The following is a 21,698-nucleotide window of genomic DNA, read 5'->3' on the forward strand; positions in this document are numbered from 1 at the left end:
TATATCGATGTATATCCATAGGGGCCCTTGGGGCCCCTTTTTTATTGCCGTATCCGTATTGGGTTTAGTGGGAAAACTACGTCACCAGGTGTGTCGCAGTATTCACTGCTCGGCTGTTCCACCCTGCTGGAGGGTATTGCCTGCGTAGTGCAGGCGCAGGGCGATCCATTCGGCGAGCTTGAGTTGAATCAGGTAATTGATGCTGCCCTCTGGAAACAGTCCATCTTCATCGGGTACGCCCGCCGGCAGACCAGTTAGCAATTCCATCGCCTGCTCCACATGATCCACCGCGTGGACATTGAAAATACCCGCTTCGGCCGCTTCGAGAATCTCCTCCTTCAGCATCAGGTCTTTTATGTTGGAAGAGGGAATGATCACGCCGTGCTGTTTGTTCAGCCCGCGTGCCTTGCAGATATCGAAAAATCCCTCGATCTTCTGGCAGACACCGCCAATTGCCTGCATCTGCCCGTGTTGATTGATGGAGCCGGTAATCGCCATGGATTGCCTCAAGGGGATATCGCCAATCGCCGATAGCAGGACGCAGAGTTCAGCCGCGGAGGCGCTGTCACCCTCGATTTCACCATAGGTCTGTTCAAATACCAGGCTGGCGGTTACCGAGAGGAGCTGGTTTTTTGCATAGCGTTGCCCAAGATAGGAGGAGAGAATCATCACTCCCTTGGAGTGAATGGGACCGCCCTGTTTGGTTTCCCGCTCGATGTCGATAAATTCACCCCCGCCCATGCGAGCCGTGGCGCTGATGCGCGTGGGGGCTCCAAAGGCGTGATCGCCCAGTTGCAGATAGGAGAGGCCATTGATCTGGGCCAGCTGTACCCCACTGGTTTCGATACGCAGGGTGCCGTTCAGAATGGCCTCCTGCAGCTGTTGCTGGTACTGATTGCCCCGGAAGATCTGCGCCTGGATGGCGGCGTCCACGTCGATCCGGCGAATACGGCTGCCACCCCGCTGCTCGGCGCGATAATTGGATTCCTGCAACAGATCGAGCAGGCTGCTCAGCTTGAGGGAGATCTTGTCGTTGTGGTTGGCTAGCCGGACCAGCTGTTCGATAATGCGTGCCACGCCATCACGGGTGATGACCCGGATTCCTTCGCGCTTCTGCAGTGTGGCAATGAGCCGGGCGTAGAGCAGCTCGTTTTCATCTTCCCGGGAGAGCTGTTCCGAGAAGTCCGCCGACACCTTGAACAGCAGTCCGAACTCCGGGTCATACTGTTTCAGCAGATAGAAGAGCATCCGGCTGCCGATCAACACCACCTTCAGATCCATCGGAATGGTTTCAGGTTCCAGTGAAATCGTGCTGATCAGACTCAACTGTCGCTCCAGTGATTCAATACGAATCTCGCGGGAGCGGATGGCTCGCTTCAGGCCATCCCAGGCAAACGGGTTGGTGAGAACCTTTTCGGCATCCAGGATCAGGTAGCCACCGTTGGCCCGGTGCAGGGCGCCCAGCTTGATCAGGGTGAAATCGGTCTGCAGGGTGCCATAGCGGGCCAGGTGTTCGATGCGCCCCAACAGATTCTGGTAGGTGGGATTGTCTTCAAAGATAACCGGTGCGCCCTGTGTTTCGGCATTGTCCACCAGTACATTGATTCGATAGCGGGTGAATTCAGGGTCCTGCGAAGTGAAGTTCTTCTCCTCAGACTCTCCAGCCTGACGAAACATGTCGACGTTTTCAATAATGTCCTGCTTGGTCTGGGCGAGATAGGCGCTGATCTTGGCGTTGCTCCGGTAGCGCTCCTCCAGTTCATTGATGAATTCGGTCACGGTCAGTTCCATGGTCTCCCGGTTCAGGCGACTGAACTGCTGCTGCATCTCGCGCTGCCACTCCGGCACGTGGCTCATGGTCTCCTTCAGCTCCTGTTTCATCTCCTCCATGGCGTTGCCCAGCTGTTTCTGTTCTGCTTCCGGCAGATGGTTGAACTCCTCCGGCGTGAGCATTTTTCCCTCTTTATGCGGGGCCAGGGTGAATCCGGTAGGACCCTGCATCAGCCGGATATTCAGGCTCTCGGCCTTTTCTCTCAAACGTTGCACCATAACGTTTTCACGCATGCTGAACTCGTCCTGAATCTCCCGGGCCTGGCGCTGGTACTCATCACCGCGGAAGGCGGCGGGTATCGCCTTGATCAGGTTGTCGATCAACTGTGCCATGTCGTGGCGCAGGCTGCTGCCCATGCCTGGAGGAATGCCCAGTGTAGTGGGGTTGTGTGGATGCTGGTAATTGGCGACGTAGCACCAGTCCAGTGGCGTGGGGGCCTCCATCGACTGTTTGATCAGCGCCTCACGGACCAGGGTATGACGGCCCAGTCCGTTGGAGCCCATGACATACAGGTTGTAACCGGAGTGGGGCATGCCGACACCAAAACGGATCGATTCAAGCACCCGCTCCTGCCCGATGGTTTCCGCCAGATGCTCCAGCTCGGCGGTGGTTTCAAAGGTAAACAGTTCTGTCTTGCAATTGTGATAAAGCTCTGCTGGCTTCAACAACATGTCCGGTGACTCCTGGCTTGTCGGTTGGTCCGTTGAATGTCGTCCACCGGTAGGACGTGGTGAGTGAAACGAACCGCATCACTACAGTCTGCGCATCCCACAAAGGGTTAATCGGAATAGCTGAATAGTTGCGAATAATGTAACACACCCACTCACAGGCGAAGGGTGGTAACCGGAGCCATTCCAGTAATCAGGGAAGAAATGGGTTCATGACACCCATGGGGCGGGACATTTGCCGCACATTCTCCCGCATGATCGAAACATTGCCGGTCATGTGGCCCGTCCGTTGCTCGATATTGAGCATGCCCTGTTTCATCAGCTCCATGTCCTGGCTGATAGCATCCACTTCAACCACCATGCCGGCCATGGAGGCGGCGATCTCCGGCAGATGCCGGGATATGCCCGCGGTGTGCGTATTGATACTGTCCATGTATTGGATACTGTTGCCGATGATCTGAACATGCCCGGCGATCCCCGTCATATCACCGGTTATCTGCCGCAGGTTGGTATGCATCGAGCCCATGTTGTAGACGATGCCATTCAGGTCTCCGTGCAGCACCTTGACGTAGTAAACATTGATCACCGCGAGCACCACCAGCAACAGGGAGATGACAATGGTGACGACGTTGGTGATCCAGAAGTGGCGATGCCGCTCATCCAGGTGCAGCTGGGTCTCCCGCCCGAGCCGGGCAACCACCTCAACCAATACGCGTCTTGGATCGTCTGCCATTGTACTGCTCCTGAATCAGGGGAGTGGGATCATCCGGTTCATGCTGCGCGCCGGCTGACCCATCCGGTGCACCTCCTGTCCGAGACCATAAACCTCAAGATCCATCTGGCTGATGATCTGGGAGATGTTGTCCACATTGCTCCTGACAGTGGTGAGATTGCCGCTGATCTGCTCCACTGATCCGCGCATGGTGGTCAGATCTGTTGCAATAACGGCCATTTCCTGGTCCATGGTTCGGGTATGGCTGTCCATCTGTTGCAGCAGTGCGACTTGTTTTTCCATTGAGCCTACCGCCTGCTTGATGGCGGTCATCTGTGTTGTCACCGAGGTAAAGTCGTGGTTCATTTCAGTGACCACGGCAGAGATGCGGGTGATCTGGGAGGAGAGTGTGAGTAGCAGAATGAGTATCGATGCGGCAATCAGGCCAAGGATAACCAAACCGGTACGTATGCTGTAATTGAGGCGATCGGCCAGCCGGTTCTTGATATCAATCTGGCTGAGAATAATGCCTTCGAATGAGCTGACAGCGCGCATGAACTGCTGCTGCAGAATGGTGTCGTCACCGCCCGGGCTGTTATTGGTCTTCTGTTCAGCCATAGATCGATTGTCCGTTTGATATTAGTCAAAGCATATCGAAACGGGGTCGCGGTTGCCAGAGAATCCTGATAGGACCACACCTGAATCGCTGTTTTTATTGGTGTCGCCGGTCTTCCATATATGTGGCTTTTCGGTGCTTTAAAATGGCTTATGCCGATCTTGCTCCGTGATCAAACAAAGCGAACCTTTGATAGATTTTTTTATACACTGTTTTCCATATTCAATGTGTGGTTATGGGCTGGATAACATTAATTCATCCCTGTTTCCTTAAATCCCCTTTGGCATCTTCTATGCTTAATAGGCAAGGCGGTTACGCAGCCGCGTGTTGATGGCGGGCATCCCGTTGGCAGAACCTCAGGAGAGCTGAATATTGGACGGAATTTTTATCAGCTATCGACGTGAAGACTCTGCCGGCTATGCCGGCAGATTGTACGACAGGCTTGCGGCGCACTTTGGTGCCGAACGGGTCTTCATGGACGTGGAGGGGATCGCTCCCGGTACCGATTTTGTCGACGCCATAGAACGTGCCGTGACCTCCTGCAAAGTGTTGATCGTGCTGATCGGCAACGAATGGACGGGTATCGCTGACGGCAGTGGCCGCCGCAGGCTGGATGATCCCAACGACTTTATTCGTCTCGAGACCTCTACGGCACTTAAACGGGATATCCGTGTTGTTCCGGTACTGCTGGAAGGCGCGCAGATGCCGCGAGTGGATGAACTGCCCGATGAGTTGTCTTCTCTGAGTCGTCGGCAGGCCATCGAGATCAGTCATAAACAGTGGGAGGCAAGTACCGGTAACCTGATTGAGGCACTGGATAAAATTTATTTTCCGGACACCTCGACAGTAACACCACAAGTTACTACCACCACCGGTCAGGAAGATTCATCCCGATCGCACGCCAAGCGTTGGGGGCCGTGGCTGGCGGTCGGCCTGGTTGGCGTGGCCCTGGCAGGGGCCTGGGTGGCAACCCGCTGGCTGATGCCGGAAGAGACCTTCACTGCTACACCCGTTGCACCGATTACCCGACCTGCCGAGGTGCCAATTGCCGCATTGGAACACAAGCCGGAGTCGGCACAACTGTCCGGGGCCGAACCGGAGCCTGAAGCTACAAGCGCACCAGAGCCAGAACCTGTAGCCGAGCCTGAACCTGCTCCCTCACTGGAGACTGAGCCTGAACCCGTGCAGCTGGTTGGCCGACTGGATGTCCAACCGCATCGGATTGATTACGGTACCATTACCCTGGGTGCATCCGGTATGGCCAGTATCACGCTGACCAACAGTGGTGATGCCGATCTGGCTGCTCCTCGGATTGGGGGCGTTGAAGCGGCAGATATCACCCTCGATAACCGGTGTCCCGATAAACTGGTACCAGACGAAAGCTGTGTGGTCGGGTTGCGTTTTGAACCACGGCGTGCGGGTCCGTTGAATATCGAGTTGAGTATTGGGCGGGTTGATGACACTCCCATTACCATTTTGTTGACCGGCAAAGTGGTGGAAAAAACCTTACCCGTACCCAGTACGCCAATAGTGGAGTCCACTCCACCACCCGCCAAGCCGCCACCGGAGCCGCCGAAAGCCAGCCCTCCGCCAGCACCAAAGATTCTCAATTTCACCAGCAAGGTGAGCGGCAGTGCGGCCGAACTCTGCTACCGGGTCGCCAATGCGGAGCGCGTCACTATCACACCGCGGCCGGGTCGCCTGAATAATCCGCAGAGTGGTTGTGTGACTGTTCGCCTCAAAGAGCGAACGACTTTCAAAATAGTGGCCCGGGGGGCAGACCGCAGTATTACGGATAGCCTGGTGGTGGTGCCCGAGTCACCGGTAGCGGCACCCGCCGCCCCGGAGGTCATTCCAGCCAAGCCCGAACCCAAGGCTCTGGTCAATAGCAGACTGCCCAATGTGCGTGACCGGTGGACCTATCGAGTGCGTGGGCAATGGGCGTCTTCGCCAAGGCGCACCATTGAGGTGTCAGCACTTTCGGTGAATTCCGACGCAGTAGAAGAGCTGCTATCACAGGTTGAGGCCGAGTCGCGCAAGACACTGGCTCAGCGGCATGTACGCGGGCCAGTTGCCTATATGACCCAATCGCCCATACTCGGTACCGAGTTCAGTCCTTACCTGGCCGCCTTTGGTGGTGTTGACTCCAAGTCGAGCTGGAAGGGAATCCCCACGCCCGATACCAATAATTTCTGGACCAAATGGTACAGTACCGGAGAGGTGGAGGGACACGAATCAGTGACCGTACCCGCGGGTACTTTCGATGCGATAAAACTGGAGATATGGAGCGCTCGGACCGCCTCCGGCAGCCAAACGGAAAGGGATTCAGAACCGGTGCGGATACAATACAACATCTGGTATGCGGCGGAGATCAAGCGTTATGTGAAGATGGTGCGCACCACCACGGCCGCTTCGGGACAACGGATGAATACGGATACCTTTGAACTGGTCGCGTACCGTCAGCAATAAGAATGAGCGGCGTGATAGACTCGTGAAGCAGAAATGGTCTGTGAACTTCTGCGAAGATGACCGCCCCTTAAATACCGCTCAAGCAGAAAAGGTTCCCGTTTGCGCAGAAAGAATCATTGAAAAATGAAAAGGGACATTCAAGCCGAATAACGCGCTTTTGCCTCACGTGCCGCCTTAACCTCATCCGGATTGTATGCCTTGCCGGACCAGAGCATCGAATAGACGATCTCCTCGTTGCCGTTTTCGCAAAGTTCCAGCACCTGTTGAAACAGTGGCTGAAAACTGTCGCTGCGGTGCGAGCGCTCATGTTCCTGGAAACTGTCCCAGAAGGTCACGATCAAGGCTTCCCGGTCTTTCAGGTCGCTATCCACCGCCTGGCCGATGGTAGAACCCTCATTGGATATCTGGCCGCTGTTAAGGGCCACAAAACCGCCCACAAAACCCTGGTCAGAGTGATAGGTTTTTACATTTTCACACAGCACGGCTACCCGCTCCTGCAGATCGTCCACACTGTATTCAGGTTTCAGAATCACCCGGTTTACCGTAATAATCCCGCTCTGAGGAAAGTTAGCGATTAGATCATTCATGACAACCTCGCGATTGATTCAGATTTAAAGACTGGTCATCTGTTCTCATCGGTACCTTTGACTGTGCTGGTTGAACCGGCCATCCGCACGGTTTATGCAGATTCAGTCCTGAACAGCGCATTCCGATCATCTGGAGAAAGTACTTCCTGATGTTGGCATCGAAGAGATATCAGAACCATCAGTTATAAATATAAGAGAGTTCTGATATTTATCAAACGATATTTATTCGTAATTGATATCGTATATTTCGATATTAATCAGGGGGTGAAAAGGGGATTGGTGTGTCTTGGCATTGGCCGGAGCGATCCGCTATGCGGGCGAGGGACACTACAATAAACATCTCTGTATGGAAATTTTCCCGCGTCATCCGCCAGTGGCGGTTCAGTTTCGTAATCGATATCGACCTGGGGAGTGTGGTGGCTGGTACTTGCTTAAAGAAAGCTACCCCCGCTCCAATCGTTTGATCCGTTCCCAGCGTTGCAGGGCAGCGCGCCGACTCTGGTTCAGGTCAACGATGGGTCGGGGATAGTCGATGGGGCCGTCAGTGTCGAGGCGACCGTTGTGCAGAACGGCCTTGTCGGCACCTTTGAGCTCCGGCAACCAGCGCTGGATATAGCCGCCGGCGTCGAAGTGTTCGGCCTGCCTGGCCGGATTGAAGACCCGGAAGTAGGGGGCGGCGTCAACCCCGCAGCCGGCGGTCCACTGCCAGCCGAGGCTGTTGTTGGCCAGGTCGGCATCCACCAGGGTGTCCCAGAACCAGCGGGCACCTTCCCGCCAGTGGATGCCCAGGTTCTTGGTCAGGAACGAGGCGACGATCATGCGTACCCGGTTGTGCATCCAACCGGTGTGCCAGAGTTCTCGCATGCCGGCATCCACAAGCGGGATGCCAGTCTCGCCCCTTTGCCATAGGCCGAGCAGTTGCTCCTGCTCCTCACCCTTAGGCCAGGCCGATTTTTCGAAGCGCCGGTCGAGCGATTCATTGGCGCTGTGGGGAAAGTGGTGGAGGGTGTAGTGGGCGAATTCACGCCAGCCGAGCTGGCTGGTGAAACGGTCCAGATGACGCCCCAGCACCGGTGACTGATCAGACTGCTGTTGCAAACTCCAGAGGATCTGCCGCGGTGAGATCTCGCCAAAGTGCAGGTGGGGCGAAAGGCGCGAGGTGCCTTCGCTACCGGGGAAATCCCGTTGATCTTCATAGTCGGGAAGGCGGTTCTGGAGGAAGCGGGTCCATCTGTCCAGGGCACCTTGCTCTCCCGGTTGCCAGGTGGCTTCCATACCCGCGTACCATTTTATCCTGGGTAGCAGGTCAAGCGTGTTGATGTCGAGGTTGGGATGATTTTGTGGCGGTGTTGGTATCCGGGTGATGTGGGACAGGGGTGGCGTCAGTGCTTGCGCCTTTTTTTGACACGCCTTCCAGTAGGCGGTGAATACCTTGTAAGGGGTGTCCTGTCCGGTCAGGATGCTGGCCGGTTCACTCAGCAGGTTGCCATTGAACGAGCGGCAGGTGAGGCCTGAGTCGGTCAATTCGCGCTTGATCCGGCTGTCCCGTGCGATGAACGCCGGTTCATAGCGCCGGTTCCAGAACAGATGGGTTGCCCCAGTCTCATGAGCGAGAGACTGAAGTATCGCCAGTGTTGGCCCTTTGACGATGATCAGGTTTGATCCGTACCGTCGCAGATCATATTGCAGTGCCCGGAGGCTCTGATGCAGCCACCAGTTACTGGCACTGCCGGGTACCCAGGGAGCTTCCTCTTCAGGTGCGTGTATGTAAAGTGGGATCACCCGGGCGCACTGCTCCACTGCGGTGCTTAGGGCCGGGTTGTCAGTCAGGCGAAGATCCCTGTGGAACCAGACCAGTGCGGTGCCGGTTTTGCTCATTGGAATAGTCTCTCGTGTTATTTGCCGGCTGTCATCCGGCATTTTTGACGCTATCTGTTGAAAATTGATGGGGATAGTGGTGCGGAAATAACAATGCGACCTATTAGTCCGCCCCGACTAGATAATCCACCAGGTCACCAGGCTGATCAGGCAGGCCAGCACCAGATTCATCACCATGCCTGCGCGCATCATCTGGCTCTGGGGGATGTAACCGGAACCGTACACGATGGCGTTGGGCGGGGTTGCCACCGGCAACATGAAGGCGCAGGAGGCGGCAATGGCAATGACTACCGCCATGATGGTGGCGGAGATGCCCATCGCCTCGGCAATGGAGGCGAAGATCGGCACCATCAGGGCGCTGCTGGCGGTGTTGCTGGCGAACTCGGTCAGTATCACCATGAAGAGCACGATCACCAGCAGGAGCAGAAGCAGCGGTGCCCCCTGCAACAGGCCGGCGGCCCCCTCGGCCAGGAATACGCTGGTGCCGGTCTCCTTGAGCAGGGCGGAGAGGGTGAGGCCACCGCCAAACAGCAGCAGTACACCCCAGTTTGCGGAATTCTCGATATCCCGCCACTCCACCAGCCGCAGGGCGGCGATCAGGACGATTGCCATGATCGCCACCAGTGAGTCAAAGTTGGCGTCAATTCCGAGCCATTGGGATAGGGGGCGGCTGGTCAGCCAGAGCAGCACGGTGAGCAGGAAGACGCCCAGTGTCAGCTTCTGTTGCCGCGTCAGGCGCCGATTATCCGGAGTTCCGGCCGGTGGTTTCAGTCGCAGTGTCAGGTCGGGGCGGAACACCAGCCACAGCAACAGCAGCATCAGCGGCAGCAGGACGAGGACGACCGGTAGTCCGAAGCTGAGCCATTCAACGAAGCTGATGCCACTGGCTGCTGCCGCAATCGCATTGGGCGGGCTGCCGACCAGGGTGCCGATGCCACCTATATTGGCCGAGTAGGCGACGCCCAGCAGCAGGTACCAGTAGGTCGAGCGGTGGGTTTCGTAGGGCTGGGCCGCCAGCAGTCCGAGGGCCAGGGGTAGCATCATGGCGGTGGTGGCGGTGTTGGATATCCACATGGAGACAAAGGCGGTGGTGACGAAGATGAGTAGCGTGGCTCGCGAAAGCTCTCCGTGGGCTGCACGCATCACCAGCCCAGCGAGTCGCTCGTCAAGCTGCTGGCGGTGCAGTGCAGCGGCCAGGGCAAACCCGCCCATGAACAGGAAGATGATGGGGTGGGCGAAGTTTTTCAGCGCCTCGGTGGTGTCGAAGATCCCGCTGGCAACCGCCAGTATCGGTATCAGCAGGGCGGTAATGGTGATGTGGAAGGTCTCGGTGACCCAGAGCAGGGCAATGAAGGCGAGGATGGAGAGGCCAATGCGCAGGGGTTCTGCCAGATCGACACCCCAGTAGAGCGCCAGGGCGATCAGGGTTGCGCCACCCAGCGTGATCCAGCGTTGATCCATGTCCTTCTCCCGTTATCTGTTTTTTCGTTATCGTTCTATTGTGCCGTGATTGGAGATGGTTTTTAAGGGGAATAGAGTCCACATGTTGCGACAATCAGCCGTCGGTTGCCCGGCTGTCATGTTCGGCAATGGCATTCATGAAGGTATCACCATAACGCTCCAGTTTGGTTTGGCCGACACCGCTGATCTGCAGGAACTCGTCTGACTCGGTCGGCTTATCCCTTGCCATCAGCAGCAGTGCGTTGTCGCCAAACACCACGTAGGGCGGCACGCCGGCTTCATCCGCCAATGACTTGCGCAGCGCACGCAGCCGCTCGAACAGCACCTCATCGTAGGCGCCGATCTCGGCGGCCCCTTTGGGTGCCTTGGGCTTGCTCTTTGTCTTTTCACGAATGCGCGGCACGGCAAGCTGCAACGGCTTTTCTCCGCGCAATACCGGTCGTGCCGCGGGAGTGAGCCGCAGCACCGAGTAGTGCTCGATATCCTGCAGCAGGTAGCCGTGGTGAATCAGCTGACGGATCAGGCTGGACCACTCGATATCGCTCTTGTCGCTGCCGATGCCATGGGTGCTGAGTCGATCATGGCCGAGGCGGCGGATGCGTTCGTTGTCGGCGCCGCGCAGCACGTCGATGACATGGCGCATGCCAAATGACTGGCCGACCCGGTAGACGCAGGAGAGGGCCTTGCGCGCATCCTCGGTGGCGTCAAAGGTCTCGGGTGGATCAAGGCAGAGATCGCAGTTGCCGCAACCGCCCTCAAGCTGCTCGCCGAAGTAGTTCAGCAGCACCTGGCGGCGACAGGTGACGCTCTCGGCCAGGGCGATCATGGTGTTGAGCTTGTGCAGTTCGATACGCACCCGCTCCGGATTATCGCCGCCCTCCACCAGCTGGCGCACCAGCACCATGTCCTGGGCACCAAACAGCAGCAGCGCCTCGGCCGGCAGGCCGTCACGGCCGGCCCGGCCGGTCTCCTGGTAGTAGCTCTCGATATTTTTCGGCAGATCGTAGTGCACCACGAATCGCACATCGGGCTTGTCGATGCCCATGCCGAAGGCGACCGTGGCAACCACGATGTCGATCTCGTCGCGCAGAAACTGCTCCTGCACCCAGTGACGCTGTTCGGACGAGAGCCCGGCGTGATAGGCGGCGGCGCGAACGCCCTTCTCGTAGAGCTGGGCTGTGAGTCGCTCCACCCGCTTGCGGCTGAGGGCGTATATGATGCCTGACTCTTTCGGGTGGTTAGCGAGAAACTGACGCAGCTGGTTGAACGGGTTGTGTTTCTCCAGTACCGAGTAGCGAATATTGGGACGGTCGAAACCGGTGATATGGCAAGCTGCCTGCTCCAGCTTCAGCACCCGCAAGATATCCTTGCGGGTCTGCGGATCGGCGGTTGCTGTCAGGGCGATCCGGGGGATGCCGGGAAACAGCGTCTCGAGCTGGCCCAACTGGGCGTACTCGGGACGGAAGTCGTGGCCCCACTGGGAGACGCAGTGGGCCTCGTCGATGGCGATCAGGGCGATATCGATCTGCCGCAACCGTTCGATGAAATCCTCCCGCATCAGCCGTTCCGGGGCGATGTAGAGCAGCTTCAGTTCACCGCTGTGCAGTTGTGCCAGGACCTGGCGGGCGTTATCGGATGACAGGGAAGAGTTGTAGAAGGCGGCATTGACCCCGTTTGCCCGCAACGCATCGACCTGGTCCTTCATCAACGAGATCAAGGGTGAGATGACGATGCCGACACCCGGACGTAGCAGCGCCGGAATCTGGTAGCAGAGCGACTTGCCACCGCCGGTGGGCATCAGTACGAAGGCGGACTCTCCCCCGGTAAGCTGTTGGATGATCTGGCGCTGATGCGGGCGGAACTGTGTGTAGCCGAAGACACGACTGAGGGTTTCATCCAGTCGATCGGTCGTGGGTGAGGTCGGATTCATTGAGGCATTCTAAAGGCTACGGGAGGTGGTCACAATTACAGGATGATCGAGAAGGTAAGGGCAGGCCCCCGTGCCTGCCCTTGTTGGCTGCTGTGCAAATTTTCGGGCAACCGCAGGGGCTATGAACTCTTGTCTTTACCCCGCAAATCGATATTAGGATCCACCGAGCGCAGGTGCAGGTCCCGTTGCGGGAAGGGGATTTCGATGCCGCCCTTGGCCAGCGCCTTGTTCAGGGACATGTGCAGGTCGTGCAACAGGGGCATGCGCTTGAAGTTGTCACTGACAAAGACCCGGATGTCGAAGTTCAGGGAGCTGTCGCCAAATCCGGTAAAAAAGATGGTGGCCCTGGGTTCCTTCATGACCTCGGGGTGATTTTCTACCACATCGGTCATGATCTGCAGGGCCCGGTCGGTGTCCGAGCCGTAGGCGATGCCCACCTTGATAACAAGGCGGGTGATCGGGTCCGACAGGGTCCAGTTGATCAGTGGATCGGTGATGAAATTCTTGTTGGGGACCACCAGCTCCTTGTTGTCCCAGTCGGTGATGGTGGTGGCGCGGATACGGATACGCGAGACGGTACCGCTGATGTCGCCGATGGTGACGGTGTCGCCGATGCGGATGGGCCGTTCGAACAGGATTAGTATGCCCGAGAAGAAGTTGGCGAAGATCTCTTTAAGTCCAAAACCGAGGCCGACACCCATGGCGGCAACCAGCCACTGAACGTCATCCCACCTCAAGCCGATCAGGTTCAGCACCAGCAGACTGCCGACACCGTAGATGGTATAGCGGCTGATCGTGGAGACGGCATACCGGGTGCCCAGATCCAGGCTCAACGGCTGCAATACGGCGATCTCCAGCAATCCCGGCAGGTTGCGCCCGGCAATCATGGTGAGGGCCACCGCTACCAGCGCCGCCAGACCCTCCCAGAGGGAGATATCCGAGATCTGGCCACCGCTTTCAAACTGCCACAACACCACGTTGTTCAACCAGCTCAGGGCCGGTGTCAGCTGTTCCCATATCAGGTAGATCAGGACGGCAAACAGCAGGGTGGTGCCCACCCGTAACAGGCGACGTGTCTGCTCGTTGATGGTGGCCAGGTTGACCGCCTCGAATTCGGCCAGCTCCGGTACCCCCTCGCCGGCGGCCTCGGCGGCCTCCTTGGCAACTTTGGCTTCCTGTGCCGCCTGTCGTTTGGCCCTTGCCCGCGCAAGTGCCAGGCGTCGTTCCGCCACCAGTAGCCAACGCGCCAGCAGGTGATAGACCAGGAAGATGAGTATCCCGGAGATCATTGAGACAAACAGCATGCGTTCCAGGTTGAGAGCGCTGAAGTAGTAGCCTTCAATGGCCAGTATCGCCAGACTCAGGTTGGTGAGCATGGCCGCCGGATACCAGAGCCTGCTCAGGTCACTGCGGCAGTTGTTTCCGTCGGTCGCCAGGAAGCCGGTCCAGGGATTGAGCATGCGGTGGAAAAACAGCGCGGTAACCAACAGACCGGCGATAAATGCCAGTCGCCCCAGCGAGTTGATATAGGCGTCATTCTCTACCCACTCGAATACGCCGACGGTAAAAGCGAGCGGAACCAGCGCCGCCACCAGCCAGCGCATATGGCGACGGAACATCTTTCCGTGCGCCGGGTTCCAGCGGAAGTGCACCTCTGCCAGACCGTTCTTTATGAACAGGTAACGCACGATTTGAATAATGAAAAAGAACACCGCCACACGTCGCAGGCCGATGGATACAGCCACGATAAAGGCGTGGTCGGAGCCCTTGGTGAGCCACCACCCCAGCGCGGCCATCAGCAACGGCCAGGGCAGGGCCAGCAACAAGGTGATGACAAATGCATTGACCGTATTCTGAAAACTGTCTTTGGCGACGTTGCCAACGGCCGGTGCGATCTGGGCCAGCCGCTGACGCATTTTCCTGCGGTTGGCCAGCAGCAGACCGAGGACAATTATCAGTATGATTACCCGGTAGGGGTAAAGCTTTAGACCGTTGACGATGCCTTCAGCCGCATTGCTCCAGTTTGGGGCGGAGAAGAACCAGCCGATGCCCTCTATTGCATTGTTCAAAGTAGCCGCCGTCATGCGGTCGGTGGAGGGGATCCAGAGCAGATGCCGGTCAAGCAGCTCACCATATTGGGCTACCCGGTCATAGAGTTGCAACTGCTCGGCGCTGAGATCGGCCTGTGCCTTCTCGTAGCGCCCGTAGGCGGTTTTGAGTTTGTCCAGGAGCACCAGGCGGTCGTACAGCAGTTGTTTCAGTTCACTGCGGATCTGATTCCACTCCTCGGCGGTCAGATCATCGGGTTGGGTTTCGTTAATCAGGTCATACCCGAGCTCTGCCTGTAGCTGTTGCTGCCGATCCTCGATCTGAAAGGATTCTAATCGTACGGTGGCGATCTCGGCGCGTCTCTTTTCCACGCTTTTCTGGATATCCGCCAACCTGGGCAGATTACTGCGCTGTTTCTGCAGCACGCGTCCCGGTTGCTCATCCAGGCCACCGATATTAATCTGTTGCTGAACCCGCTCCTGGCTCTGCCGGATAGCCTCTTTACGGGCTACGGTCTTCTCCAGTTCCAGCGTCACCGCTTCGGTCTGTGTGGCCAGCTGAGTCAGTTTCTGGCTGAGTGCGGTATTATTGTTGGCGTATTGCTGGATCAGCGGGTGTTTGCCGGCCGCCTCCTGTTGCGCGATCTCGGCTTGCTGCTGTGCCTGCTGTGCCTCTTGCGCCTGCAGTGAGGAGACCCGTTCCTGAAACTGCTGCATCCGCGCATCAGCCTGCTTGAGCCTGGTCTGAGCCAGTTCAATTTGCACGGCCAGCTGGTCCATACGATGGGTGTGGCTGAGACGTTCCATCTGCAGCCGGTTGATCTTGTTCTTTAACTTTGACTGAGTGGCCAGCAGGAGCTGTTTTTGGGGTGATTGGAGCCGATTCGCACTGTCTCCACTCAGCCGTTGTTCGATCTCCTCCAATTGCCTTTTGGCATCAGCCAGCTCTTTGCCGGACTGCTCGGGCCGGACACGCTGTATGGCGCGCTGTTCTTCCAGATCCTGCAGTTGAGTCTGGGCCAACTGGCGATCCGACTGAGCCTGGTTATAGCGCCGGGTCAGCTCCTCAACCGTCAGATTGACCGGCAAGACGAACGGCTTGCTCTCATTGACGAACCGGGCGAGGGAATTTCTCAGTTCCTTGAGCTGTTGTTCGGCGTTGTCGACGGTCTGCCTGTACAGGTCGGCCTGCCTCTGCTCACCCTCCGCCTGTTGTAGCTGTTCCAGGATCCGGCGGTAGCTTTCCAGTTCCTTAGTGTCGGCGCCCTCTTGCCCGGCGACGGCTTCCAGTTCGGTGATTTTTGCCCGGGTACTCTCGATGCTTGGGGTGGTTGATCCCAGTGGCCCGGTCTGGTTGGTTTCATTCGCTGCGATAGCGGGCAGCGTCACGGCCAGGCAGAACAGGATCATCGGCAGCATCCTGGTCAGCGGCCGAAAGTGGATCAAGTGGTTCAGCACAGATCTCCCCGGAGGTTCTCTTCTTTGTGGCTCATGTTGGCAGATACCGACCCGTCCCGGGTCGGTTAGTTCAAAATCCCATCCCCCGGGTTTGCTGTCAACAGAAACTGTCGCGCTATTGAAGTGCAATCCAGTCATGTCGCCAGAGAGAGACAGAGCCGGCTGGTTGGCTGAGGGGTTGGCCCAATACGGATTTGGCCCGGCAGCTGTTTTGTGAGGATCAGCCTTCCCCGTGGGCATGCTGATGTTCGGGAATGCTGCCGTCGTGGTCGTGCCCGGCATCAATGCCGGCGGCATGGATATGCAGATGGGAATGGGTATGAACGTGCGGATGGCTGTGCATCACCCCTTCGATCAGGGTGCCGTCCTCGATCATCACGGCGCGGGTGGCCAGCCGTTCCACCAGTTTGCGGTCGTGGGAGACGAATACCATCGCCTGGGGCAGTGACTCCAGATGCTCCAGCAGTCGCTGCTCGGCCTTTTCATCGAGTCCGTTGGTTGGTTCATCCATCAACAGCGCCTGTGGCTGCATGGCCAGCACCGTGGCCAGTGAAATCATCCGTTTCTCACCGCCTGAGAGTTTGTGGGTGATGCGATCAGCGTAGCGGGAGAGCCCGAGAGAACCCAGCACCTGTTCGGCAATCACCTTTGCCTCGGTCTCCGACTTGCCCAGGTTACGCGGGCCGAAGATGACATCCTCCAGCACCGTGGGACAGAACAGCTGGTCATCGGCATCCTGAAACAGCAGTCCCGCCTTGCCCCGTACATCCCGGAAGTCCTGCTCGCTGCGGCGCTCGCGGCCAAAGGCGTGGATGCGCCCGCGGGTGGGTTTGTGCAGCCCCACCATCAGTTGCAATAGGGTGGTCTTGCCGGCGCCGTTCTCCCCCAGCAGGGCAACCCGCTCACCGGGGTGGAGATGAAAATTTACTCCGGACAGTACCGGGTGGTTCGGATAGCCAAAACTGATATCCCGCAGCGTGATCAGGGCTTCATTCATAAGGTCTGTTCCAGCAGTAGCAGTGTGCCCGAAAGGCTGAGCGAGAGGAGCAGAGCCAGCGTGTCATGCCGGCTCCAGATATTTTGCTTCACCAGATAGAGCCGTCCATTGAAACCACGGCATTTCATGGCGGCCAGAATCCGCTCGGAGCGCTCCAAGCTGCGCACCAGCAGCATGCCCACCAGCCAGCCGAAGGTTCGCCAGGTATGCCGATTGCTGCCGGCGACGAAGGCGCGTGCGCGCATCGCCAGACGCAGGCGCCGATATTCGTCAAACAGGACGCCGATGTAGCGCACGGTAAACAGAAACAGATGGATCAGCTTATCGGGCAGTCGCAGCTGTCCCAGGGCGTGACCCAAAACCACCGGCTCCAGGGTACCGATAAGGGCCATTAGCAGAATCACAATGGCGTTGGCTCTGAGCACGATCTGCAGGGCCCGCTGCACTCCCTCTACGCTGGCGTTGAACGGCCCCAGGGTCAATAAGCTTTCGCCGGGCACGGAAAAAGGCAGCATGACCAGCAGTGCAATCATGAACCCCTCCATCACCAGGAGCCGTTTCAGCAGCAGCGATCCACTCAGGCCGATCCACCATGCCATGCCCAACGCCAGCAGCAGGGTGAGCAGCAGCAGCGGGATCAGGTGCAGGGAGACCACCGTCAGCGCGAACAGCAGGGCGGCAATCAGGCGCAGGCGCGGATCGAACTGTCTCAGCCGGTCGTTTCCGGGTTCATCTTCAATGAGGGTCAGTTGCATTATTTTCCCCGTTCAACCTGCCTGCCACGCCACCAGAGGGCGATACCGGCGAGACCGAAAATAAAGCCGACGCCGCCGAGTATATCGCTCAGGCGCGCCCGGTCTTCGCTACGTTGCAGCGCCTCGCGCAGGGGGCCGATCTGCCGTGCCACGGCCCGCTCGATCAATCCTGCCAGTTGTGGGGCCGGCAGAGCAGGGAGGGTGTTGTCCGGCTTAACCGCCTCCTGACCACCGCCGGCCGTGGCGGCACCGGCAGGGAACGCCTGGCTGAACTCGTCCGCCCGGATCAGCCACTCTGCACGGTGGCCCTCGCCGGTATCGGCCCGAATATGGTATTCACCCGGGGTGGCCGGGGTGTAGCTGAAGCCGCCCTGTGAGTCGGTTTTCAGACTGACAAGCTGTTGATTGTTGCGGTCGCTGATGGTGATTGCCAGGCCGGCGGCATTGGTGCCTCCGGCAAAGTAGGCAGAGCCGTGAACGCTGGCTCCCTCGACATAGGCAAACAGTTTCAGCAGGTGCGCCTCTGCGGTGCCGTTCAACAGCAGCAGGAGTGGGAGAATCAAGTGTAGGCGTGACATCAGTTCACTCTGGAATGGTGATCAGTTCTGGCGCCACCTTGAGGATGAACCCCAGGGTAAAGCCGGTGACAGCCGCCTCGGCGATCATCAGTGGTGCGTAGGTGGCAAGCACGACCTTGGCGGCCGGCAGGAAATCGGCACTGCTCAGGCCGAGGCAGAGACTGACCAGTGTGCCGGTCAAGAGAACGCCCGCTGCACCGCTTACAGCTCCCCAGATCAGGCTGAATCTGCCGTCGGAACGCCGCAGCGCCGGACCCAGAAGGGCTGCGCATAACAGCGCTGGGAGGGCGATATTCATGGTATTCACCCCCAGCACCAGCAGACCGCCATAACCGAAAAATACCGCCTGCATGATCAGCGCAACAAAAATGGCGGGCACCGCTGCCCATCCCAGGATCACCCCCATCAGACCGTTCAGTATCAGATGGACGCTGCTGGGGCCGACCGGCACCGAGAGCAGGGAGGCGATAAAAAAGGCCGCCGAGAGCACCGCCGCCTGGGGTATGCGGTCGAAGTCGAGCCGCCGGATCGCCACCGCCAACAGGCCGGTGGTGACGACAGCGCCGGTGATCAGTACGGGCGTGGAGAGCACTCCGTCAGGAATATGGGCCATGGTCGTGGCTCCTCAGTTACGGCATATCACGGGCAAAGACCCAGATCAGTGCCCCCTGTTCCACCGGCACGGCCTGCCCGGCGGGATTGTTCAGCTTTTCCGGACCCTCCAGCAGCGCGGCGAAACCCCACCAACCGGCACGGGGCATCACATAGCTGAAGGTGCCGTTGGCGTCCGCCCTGATCACCTGGGTGATATAGGCGTCTGCCGGTGGTATGACGCTGCCGTCATTCAGCCACTCGACCTCCACCTCGGCGAAGGGCACCGGCTGGCCGTTCCGCCTGACCACTCCCTGGAACAGATTGCCGGTCCAGAGTCCGAAGGGGCGGGTGAGTGGTTCGATCTCGACCGGAAAACCCACCAGCCTGTCCCAGCCGGTCTCCGCGGAGAAGGCGTCCACCACCACCTTGGTGTAGTGCTCAATCATCACCCCCTCGGCCGGCTCCCAGTAAGGGGCGGGCTGCAGATAAAAAAGATAATCACCGGGCCGGGTGAAACGGTAGTCGGCCCGATAGGCCGTTTCGCCCTTTATCTGGTACGGGGAGAGAGTGTCGTTCAGGTTCTGGTGTCCACCGGGGCCCAGCACACCGAATTGCACCGGCTTACCCATCGCCATGGCGGGGCCCCCCTGCATCGGGTGGGTGAAGGCCATGTCCAGCCGGATGATGCGGGGGGTTGCCTCATGGACCAGGTCATGGGAGGGGATCAGGGTCTGGAAGTGGGGCGTGGCGAGTGTTGGAAACAGGGTCAGTGCTGCCGTCAGAAATCGGGTAAGCCGTTTATACATTCGCAGACTCCGGTGGAGAAACTCGCCGGCACGACTGTGCCGCAGTACCCGGGTGAGTTATGAAATATTACAAAAAAATAATTCGTAATACAACTGCAGGGAAAGGGCAGGGTTATGGCTGTGGCGGTGGCTTCATGCCTGCTACGGTGCTTGCAGGCAGGTCCCGCCGCTGACGATTCCTCGGTTGTTGTCCCTGTCCGAAGATTCAGGTCTGGGGGTGGGTATGGCTGTGTTTGTGGGCGCCGCTGCCATGGTGGTGATGCTCCTGCTGTACCTCCACCGGAATCAGGTTGAGCTTGCCATGGCGCACACCCGGCTGGGTGATGACGGCATTGGCAAACTCTTCGACCTGTTTGGTGGGGCCGTTGACCACCACTGCCTCCAGGCAGTTTTCATGATCCAGGTGGACATGCAGGGTGGAGATCGAAACATCGTGATGGTGATGGTGGGCGTGAGTCAGGCGCCTGGCCAGCTCCCGTTCCTCGTGGTTGAACACATAGGTGAGGGTGCCGACGCAGTGGCCTGTGTCGGCATGCTCCATGCGATCCGCTTCCAGGGTGTCGCGGATCATATCCCGGATCGCCTCTGAGCGGTTCTTGTAGTTACGCCGTTTCAGGTACTCCTCAAACTGGCTGATCAGCTCCTCATCCAGGGAGATGGTGATGCGTTCCATTGGGCTTCCTCGTGTTTTCGGCGTGCTATGCTCGAATCATCGCAGGAGATCCGCGCGGGGGCAAACATTCGCCGGATCGCTCGAATACGCTTATATCACAACAGATTCAGGAGCAACCCGGATGGGCCGGCAGTACAGAGAAATTCCGCAAAAGATGATCGATTTTATTCGTGACCAGAAGCTGTTTTTCGTGGCCACGGCGGCGGCCGATGGCCGGGTCAACCTCTCTCCCAAGGGGATGGACTCACTGCGGGTGCTGGATGAGCGGCGCCTGGTCTGGCTCAATGTTACCGGCAGCGGCAACGAAACGGCGGCCCACGTCCGGGAGTTTCCCAGGATGACCCTCATGTTCTGTGCCTTTGAGGGCAGTCCGATGATCCTGCGACTGTATGGCACACCCCGCGTGATTCATCCCTACGATACCGAATGGGAAACCCTCTACCCGCTGTTCAAGCCACTCTCGGGTGCACGCCAGATATTCGATCTGGCGGTGGAACTGGTGCAGACCTCCTGCGGCATGGGGGTGCCGTTTTATGATTATGCGGGTGAGCGTGAACAGTTGACGGCCTGGGCGGAAAAGAAGGGTGAGGCGGGGATTCGTGACTACTGGCGGGAAAAAAACCGGCACAGCCTGGACGGCAAGGCGACCCATGTCCTGGAGCCGGAGAATTGATCAGCCGGTATCCGTAATGCCCTGCACCTTGAAGTCACCGGGGTTTACGCTATTAGTTACAGGTAAGGGGAGCCGGACACGGGTGGAAACTCTGTATGGTGCGTCTCTCCATGGTTGTTTTATGGCTCCTGTCGCTGTACGGCTGGTCGGCGGCGACTGCGGAGATCTCCAGAAATACCTATCACACCATTCTTGACGTGGTCGGCCGGACCTATGTTGCGGCGTTCAGTGAGCGTAACGAACGGCTGCGCATCGACCGGCTCTGGCCGGACGATACCAATCAGGCTTCAGCCTGGCGCGAGGAGGACCGGCGCGGAGAGATCGCGGTGCTGCGCATTCCAGGCGGGATCGCCCGCCAGCCGATTATCAATGCCGATGCTTTCACCCTGATAATTTGCCATGAAATCGGTCATCACCTGGCGGGACCGCCGGCGGTCTGGAAATACTCGGTGGAGGGGCAGGCGGATTATTTTGGGGTCTCCGATTGCCTGCGGCGCGTGTTCCCGAAACTGCCCGAATACAGCGTGCTGCGGGAAGAGACCACGCCGGAGATCGTGATTGACCGCTGTCGGGGGGTATTTGATGACCGCGAGGCGCGGGCGCTATGCATGCGCTCGGCCATGGCCGGGGCGCGCCTGACCCGTTACTTCGCACATAAACGGCATATCGGCTACCCGATGTTCGAGATGCCGGAACTGTCGATTTCACAGCGGACCAATATGGGGCTGCCCAGTCCGCAATGCCGTCTTGATACCTATTTTGCCGCCGCCCTGTGCGATCCGGAGAACCGTCGGTCAGCGGCTGATGCTCCATCCTGGCTCTGCACCCATCACCCGTTGCAGACTCACGGTGTGCGCCCCCGCTGCTGGTTCAGCGCCACCAATGGTGAGTAGATTTTCTATTCCCAGGCCTCAGGAACCCGACCCCGGCCGAATCTGTGGCAGGGATAATGCCCCTGGCGGGC

At 58.5% G+C, this 21,698-nt stretch carries 17 protein-coding genes; 3 read left to right on the forward strand and 14 right to left on the reverse strand.

All coding sequences use genetic code 11. From position 1 onward, the window contains the following. Nucleotides 1–102: 102 nt before the first annotated feature. From ACHZBF_RS03105 to ACHZBF_RS03115, 3 genes are all read right to left on the reverse strand, one after another. Nucleotides 103–2,502 (reverse strand): Lon protease family protein, encoded by a 2,400-nt coding sequence (locus tag ACHZBF_RS03105; protein WP_321527653.1) that lies wholly within the window; start codon nucleotides 2,500–2,502, stop codon nucleotides 103–105. A gap of 190 nt (nucleotides 2,503–2,692) precedes the next feature. After that, nucleotides 2,693–3,232, reverse strand: a complete 540-nt coding sequence (locus ACHZBF_RS03110) for a translation initiation factor 2 (protein WP_321527654.1) — start codon at nucleotides 3,230–3,232, stop codon at nucleotides 2,693–2,695. Nucleotides 3,233–3,247: 15 nt separating this feature from the next. Next, nucleotides 3,248–3,829 carry a hypothetical protein gene (locus tag ACHZBF_RS03115; RefSeq protein ID WP_029132816.1) on the reverse strand — a complete coding sequence of 194 codons (582 nt, stop codon included), beginning with the start codon at nucleotides 3,827–3,829 and terminating at the stop codon, nucleotides 3,248–3,250. Nucleotides 3,830–4,199: 370 nt separating this feature from the next. Here ACHZBF_RS03115 and ACHZBF_RS03120 point away from each other — a divergent pair, with 370 nt between their 5' ends. Next, nucleotides 4,200–6,296: a TIR domain-containing protein gene (locus tag ACHZBF_RS03120; RefSeq protein WP_321527655.1), complete on the forward strand. Its 2,097-nt coding sequence runs from the start codon at nucleotides 4,200–4,202 to the stop codon at nucleotides 6,294–6,296. A 137-nt stretch (nucleotides 6,297–6,433) separates the two neighbouring features. On the opposite strand, the gene ACHZBF_RS03125 is transcribed toward ACHZBF_RS03120, so the two are convergent. The 11 genes from ACHZBF_RS03125 to nikR form a co-directional block, all read right to left on the reverse strand. Next, the gene (locus ACHZBF_RS03125; RefSeq protein WP_029132815.1) at nucleotides 6,434–6,883 is read right to left on the reverse strand and encodes a hypothetical protein; all 450 of its coding nucleotides are present in this window, start codon (nucleotides 6,881–6,883) and stop codon (nucleotides 6,434–6,436) included. Between the two features lie 441 nt (nucleotides 6,884–7,324). Next, nucleotides 7,325–8,761, reverse strand: a complete 1,437-nt coding sequence (locus ACHZBF_RS03130; protein WP_029132814.1) for a cryptochrome/photolyase family protein — start codon at nucleotides 8,759–8,761, stop codon at nucleotides 7,325–7,327. Between the two features lie 117 nt (nucleotides 8,762–8,878). Next, nucleotides 8,879–10,222, reverse strand: coding sequence for a DASS family sodium-coupled anion symporter (locus ACHZBF_RS03135; RefSeq protein ID WP_037374840.1), 1,344 nt, complete (start codon nucleotides 10,220–10,222; stop codon nucleotides 8,879–8,881). A gap of 94 nt (nucleotides 10,223–10,316) precedes the next feature. After that, nucleotides 10,317–12,152, reverse strand: coding sequence for a DNA helicase RecQ (gene recQ / locus ACHZBF_RS03140; protein ID WP_321527656.1), 1,836 nt, complete (start codon nucleotides 12,150–12,152; stop codon nucleotides 10,317–10,319). A gap of 119 nt (nucleotides 12,153–12,271) precedes the next feature. Further along, the gene (locus tag ACHZBF_RS03145) at nucleotides 12,272–15,610 is read right to left on the reverse strand and encodes a mechanosensitive ion channel domain-containing protein (protein WP_321527657.1); all 3,339 of its coding nucleotides are present in this window, start codon (nucleotides 15,608–15,610) and stop codon (nucleotides 12,272–12,274) included. 268 nt (nucleotides 15,611–15,878) lie between these two features. After that, entirely contained in the window at nucleotides 15,879–16,655 is a 777-nt protein-coding gene (locus ACHZBF_RS03150; RefSeq protein ID WP_321527658.1) for an energy-coupling factor ABC transporter ATP-binding protein, read from the reverse strand. Then, nucleotides 16,652–17,410, reverse strand: coding sequence for a cobalt ECF transporter T component CbiQ (gene cbiQ / locus ACHZBF_RS03155; RefSeq protein WP_321527659.1), 759 nt, complete (start codon nucleotides 17,408–17,410; stop codon nucleotides 16,652–16,654). The genes ACHZBF_RS03150 and cbiQ overlap by 4 nt, the downstream gene beginning before the upstream one ends. After that, the gene (locus tag ACHZBF_RS03160; protein ID WP_321527660.1) at nucleotides 17,410–17,988 is read right to left on the reverse strand and encodes a carboxypeptidase-like regulatory domain-containing protein; all 579 of its coding nucleotides are present in this window, start codon (nucleotides 17,986–17,988) and stop codon (nucleotides 17,410–17,412) included. Before ACHZBF_RS03160 ends, cbiQ begins: the two co-directional genes overlap by 1 nt. Before the next feature lie 4 nt (nucleotides 17,989–17,992). Then, a complete protein-coding gene (gene cbiM, locus ACHZBF_RS03165; protein WP_273437106.1) occupies nucleotides 17,993–18,601 on the reverse strand; it encodes a cobalt transporter CbiM in 609 nt (202 codons plus the stop codon). Between the two features lie 16 nt (nucleotides 18,602–18,617). Then, nucleotides 18,618–19,388, reverse strand: coding sequence for a DUF4198 domain-containing protein (locus ACHZBF_RS03170; RefSeq protein WP_321527661.1), 771 nt, complete (start codon nucleotides 19,386–19,388; stop codon nucleotides 18,618–18,620). Nucleotides 19,389–19,593: 205 nt separating this feature from the next. Next, a complete protein-coding gene (gene nikR, locus ACHZBF_RS03175) occupies nucleotides 19,594–20,061 on the reverse strand; it encodes a nickel-responsive transcriptional regulator NikR (RefSeq protein ID WP_029132806.1) in 468 nt (155 codons plus the stop codon). A gap of 121 nt (nucleotides 20,062–20,182) precedes the next feature. Here nikR and ACHZBF_RS03180 point away from each other — a divergent pair, with 121 nt between their 5' ends. After that, nucleotides 20,183–20,734: a pyridoxamine 5'-phosphate oxidase family protein gene (locus ACHZBF_RS03180; protein ID WP_321527662.1), complete on the forward strand. Its 552-nt coding sequence runs from the start codon at nucleotides 20,183–20,185 to the stop codon at nucleotides 20,732–20,734. A 95-nt stretch (nucleotides 20,735–20,829) separates the two neighbouring features. Next, the gene (locus ACHZBF_RS03185; protein WP_321527663.1) at nucleotides 20,830–21,627 is read left to right on the forward strand and encodes a hypothetical protein; all 798 of its coding nucleotides are present in this window, start codon (nucleotides 20,830–20,832) and stop codon (nucleotides 21,625–21,627) included. Nucleotides 21,628–21,698: the final 71 nt, after the last annotated feature.

This window comes from Sedimenticola selenatireducens (assembly GCF_963675335.2).
In the GTDB taxonomy this organism is placed as follows: Bacteria; Pseudomonadota; Gammaproteobacteria; order Chromatiales; family Chromatiaceae; genus Sedimenticola; species Sedimenticola selenatireducens.

Coding starts and splice junctions, on each gene's coding strand:
- ACHZBF_RS03105 (WP_321527653.1), bottom strand. CDS start 2,502: ATGTTGTTGAAGCCAGCAGAGCTTTATCACAATTGCAAGACAGAACTG.
- ACHZBF_RS03110 (WP_321527654.1), bottom strand. CDS start 3,232: ATGGCAGACGATCCAAGACGCGTATTGGTTGAGGTGGTTGCCCGGCTC.
- ACHZBF_RS03115 (WP_029132816.1), bottom strand. CDS start 3,829: ATGGCTGAACAGAAGACCAATAACAGCCCGGGCGGTGACGACACCATT.
- ACHZBF_RS03125 (WP_029132815.1), bottom strand. CDS start 6,883: ATGAATGATCTAATCGCTAACTTTCCTCAGAGCGGGATTATTACGGTA.
- ACHZBF_RS03130 (WP_029132814.1), bottom strand. CDS start 8,761: ATGAGCAAAACCGGCACCGCACTGGTCTGGTTCCACAGGGATCTTCGC.
- ACHZBF_RS03135 (WP_037374840.1), bottom strand. CDS start 10,222: ATGGATCAACGCTGGATCACGCTGGGTGGCGCAACCCTGATCGCCCTG.
- recQ (WP_321527656.1), bottom strand. CDS start 12,152: ATGAATCCGACCTCACCCACGACCGATCGACTGGATGAAACCCTCAGT.
- ACHZBF_RS03145 (WP_321527657.1), bottom strand. CDS start 15,610: ATGATCCTGTTCTGCCTGGCCGTGACGCTGCCCGCTATCGCAGCGAAT.
- ACHZBF_RS03150 (WP_321527658.1), bottom strand. CDS start 16,655: ATGAATGAAGCCCTGATCACGCTGCGGGATATCAGTTTTGGCTATCCG.
- cbiQ (WP_321527659.1), bottom strand. CDS start 17,410: ATGCAACTGACCCTCATTGAAGATGAACCCGGAAACGACCGGCTGAGA.
- ACHZBF_RS03160 (WP_321527660.1), bottom strand. CDS start 17,988: ATGTCACGCCTACACTTGATTCTCCCACTCCTGCTGCTGTTGAACGGC.
- cbiM (WP_273437106.1), bottom strand. CDS start 18,601: ATGGCCCATATTCCTGACGGAGTGCTCTCCACGCCCGTACTGATCACC.
- ACHZBF_RS03170 (WP_321527661.1), bottom strand. CDS start 19,388: ATGTATAAACGGCTTACCCGATTTCTGACGGCAGCACTGACCCTGTTT.
- nikR (WP_029132806.1), bottom strand. CDS start 20,061: ATGGAACGCATCACCATCTCCCTGGATGAGGAGCTGATCAGCCAGTTT.
- ACHZBF_RS03180 (WP_321527662.1), top strand. CDS start 20,183: ATGGGCCGGCAGTACAGAGAAATTCCGCAAAAGATGATCGATTTTATT.
- ACHZBF_RS03185 (WP_321527663.1), top strand. CDS start 20,830: ATGGTGCGTCTCTCCATGGTTGTTTTATGGCTCCTGTCGCTGTACGGC.